Annotated in this window: 2 protein-coding genes and 1 pseudogene; all 3 read right to left on the minus strand. The window is 74.3% G+C overall.

All coding sequences use genetic code 11. From position 1 onward, the window contains the following. Positions 1 to 876: hypothetical protein (locus tag HGA02_RS15350; RefSeq protein ID WP_210728643.1), on the minus strand; the 876-nt coding region annotated here is incomplete at its 3' end. A 279-nt stretch (positions 877 to 1155) separates the two neighbouring features. Beyond that, positions 1156 to 1536 carry a hypothetical protein gene (locus HGA02_RS15355; RefSeq protein ID WP_168679913.1) on the minus strand — a complete coding sequence of 127 codons (381 nt, stop codon included), beginning with the start codon at positions 1534 to 1536 and terminating at the stop codon, positions 1156 to 1158. Next, positions 1533 to 2832: pseudogene (locus HGA02_RS15360) on the minus strand (hypothetical protein); the annotation flags it as partial. The pseudogene HGA02_RS15360 and the gene HGA02_RS15355, both read right to left, overlap by 4 nt.

The raw sequence follows: 2832 nt of genomic DNA on the forward strand, positions 1-2832 counted from the left end.
GACGTCCGCCGACCGGTAGACGGCGGCGACGAGGTCGCGCAGCTCGCGGTGCACGGACCCGCCCTCACGGACCCAGGCGGCGAGCTCCGCGGGCTGAGCGACCGGTGGCAGGCTCGGGGCGGGGACGGTCGGAGGTGCCGCCCGGACCGGCACGCTGGGCACGGGCGCCTCACGCACCTCCTCGGCCACGTCCGTGAGCTCGTCCAGCGCGACGACCTCGGTCCCGCCGTCGGTCACGGACACGAGCGCCGCGTCGCCCTCGACGACCGCGACGCCGACCCGACGACCGCGCCAGGTCGCCGTCGTCGCGACCGTCTCCATCGCCCGGACCTCGGAGACGGCGACGAGCCGGTCACCGCTCAGCCCCGTTGCCGCGCCTCCGCCGGGGTCGCCGGTCAGCCCGAACCCCACCGGCAGCAGCCCTTCCCACGGCTCACCGCACGGCAGCAGGTCGTCGCCCACGAGCGCGTAGACGCCGACACGCGTCGCCTCGGGACCCGTGCCGGGCACCCAGCGGGGCCGGCACCGCAGGACGTCCTGCTCGTGCTCCCGCACCTCGGTCAGCTCGGCCGGGTCGACCACCGCCTGCCACGCCCCGTGCGTCCGACGGCGCACCTCGGGGGCGTCCGGCGCACCCCACGGGCCACCGATGACGACGCCGTCGGAGCGAACCGTCAGCACCGTCGCGTCCACGCCGCGCCAGCGTGCGGTCGTCCGGACGCGGAGCACCCGGTCGACCTCCGTGCGCGACCACGGCGTCGCCGTCCGGCCCGGGTCGTCGTCGAACCGCGACGACAGCGCGCGCACCTCCGGCGCGTACGGTGCCTCGCACGCGTACTCCTGACCACCGACGACGACGTAGAACCCGACCCGCACGGCGCCCATCGTGTCGCGTCACCCCGCCCTGCTGCTCCTGCGGCACGCCGACGCACGCCCCGCGACGCTCGTCCCCAGCGCCATCTCACGCTCGGTCAGACCGCCACCGCACGTTCGGCCAGAACGCCACCTCGCGCTCGGTCGGACCGCGATTTCGCGTGCAGTCGGATCGCCACCTCGCACTCCGTCGGACCACGACCTCGCGTCGGGTCGGGTCGCGACCTCGCGCTCGGTCAGACCGCGACCTCGCGCTGGATCAGACAGCGACCTCGCGCTGGGTCAGAGCGCGACCTCGTGCTCGACCTCGACGGCGTCGGTCAGCTCGGCGACCGGGACCTGCCCCTGCCACTCGAACCGGTCGATGCGGCTCACCCGCGGGTCGGTCGGCAGGTCGTCGCGGTCGTACGACCAGACGGCCGTGTCCCCCTCGACGCGCTGGACGACGACGTCGTGCCCCTGCCAGCGGGCGGTCGTCTCGACGGAGAACAGCCGCGACGCGGCCGACCGGTCGACCAGCCGGCTCCACCGCCCGCGCCCCTCGTCCTCGAACGCAGGGTCGGGCGGCTGCGGACCGAAGGCGAGCAGGCGCACGGCCGGCTTGTGCAGGCTCACGACGGGGTAGACGTGACCGTCGACCTCCGCGTAGGCGCCCGCTCTCACGGCGTCCCCGTCTTCGGCACGACGACCCACTTGTCGTTGATGAACCGGGCCACGAGCTCCTGCGAGCCGTTCGCGGCGGTCCGCCACATCTCGGCGCCCTCAGGGATCTCGATCTTGTTCGGTCCGTACGCGAGCTCGGGGCTGTACGCCGACGAGGCACCGCTCCAGCCACTCCCGCGGAACGGGTTGCGCTCGTCGCCGACGCGCGCCGTCCCCGTCTTGGGGTCGACGTCGAACGCGTTCGACGCGTCGTACGCGGCGCTCGGGTGGTGCGTCTTGACCCAGTCGAACATCGCCTCGCGCCGGGCCACGTCGTCCGTGATCTGGTACAGCGAGTCCGGCATGGAGGCCATCGCCTGCAGCGGCCCCTCGGGGATGCCCGGGTAGACGTAGCTCGGCAGCGCCGAGCCTCCTCCGGGCGCGATCCCGTCGCCGGCCATGTACCGCACCGTGAACGCGGAGTCGTTCGCGAGCGAGTACGGCGCCGAGTCGGGCAGCGTGAACGGGCTGTTCGGGTAGTTGAGCCCGAGCTGGTGGTACAGCTGGGCCGTCGTCGCGCCGTCGATGTCGAGGAGCCGCGACACGAACCCGCCGAGGTTGTCCAGCTGCGCGCTCGGGAGGGTCCGCACGTACGCCAGATGGTCCGGGTCGAAGAACCGCGCCGCGTCCGTGCCCAGGATGTCGAGCGCCTGGTTCGGCGTGATGACCTTCTGCAGCAGCGTGTCCTCGTACACCGCGGGCATGCGCGAGCGGATGTCGAGCAGCGTGTCGACCTGCGTGCGCGTGAGGTCCTCGACGCGGGTCTGCATGAGCTCGCGGAACGCGGTCCGGTTGAGCCCGTGGTCGTACAGGACGTCGTCGAGGACGTCCGTGAACTTGAGCTCGGGACCGTGCGGCGAGCTGCCCGGCCCGGTCGGACCGGACGCGGGCGGCGGCGTCGAGCCACCACCGGTCGCGGGATCGACGGGGGTCGCAGGGTCGTGCGGGGCACCACCGGTCGCCGGGTCGACGGGCGTCGCCGGAGCGTGCGGCGCGCCACCCGTCGCCGGGTCGTGCGGCGTGCTTCCGGTGGGCGGGTCGACCGGCGTCTTCGGCGGGTCCACGGGGCTCGTCGGCGGGTCGACGTGCCCCGGCGTGCCACCCGTCGGCGGGTCCACCGGCGTCTTCGGCGGGTCGACGGGGTTCGACGGCGGGTCGACCGGCGTCTTCGGCGGGTCGACCGGCGAGCCGGAGCCGGACCCACCCGAGCCCGAGCCTGAGCCCGAGCCACCGTGACCGGTGCCCGAGCCGCCGTGG

This window comes from Cellulomonas septica (genome assembly GCF_012396155.1).
Taxonomy (GTDB): domain Bacteria; phylum Actinomycetota; class Actinomycetes; order Actinomycetales; family Cellulomonadaceae; genus Cellulomonas; species Cellulomonas septica.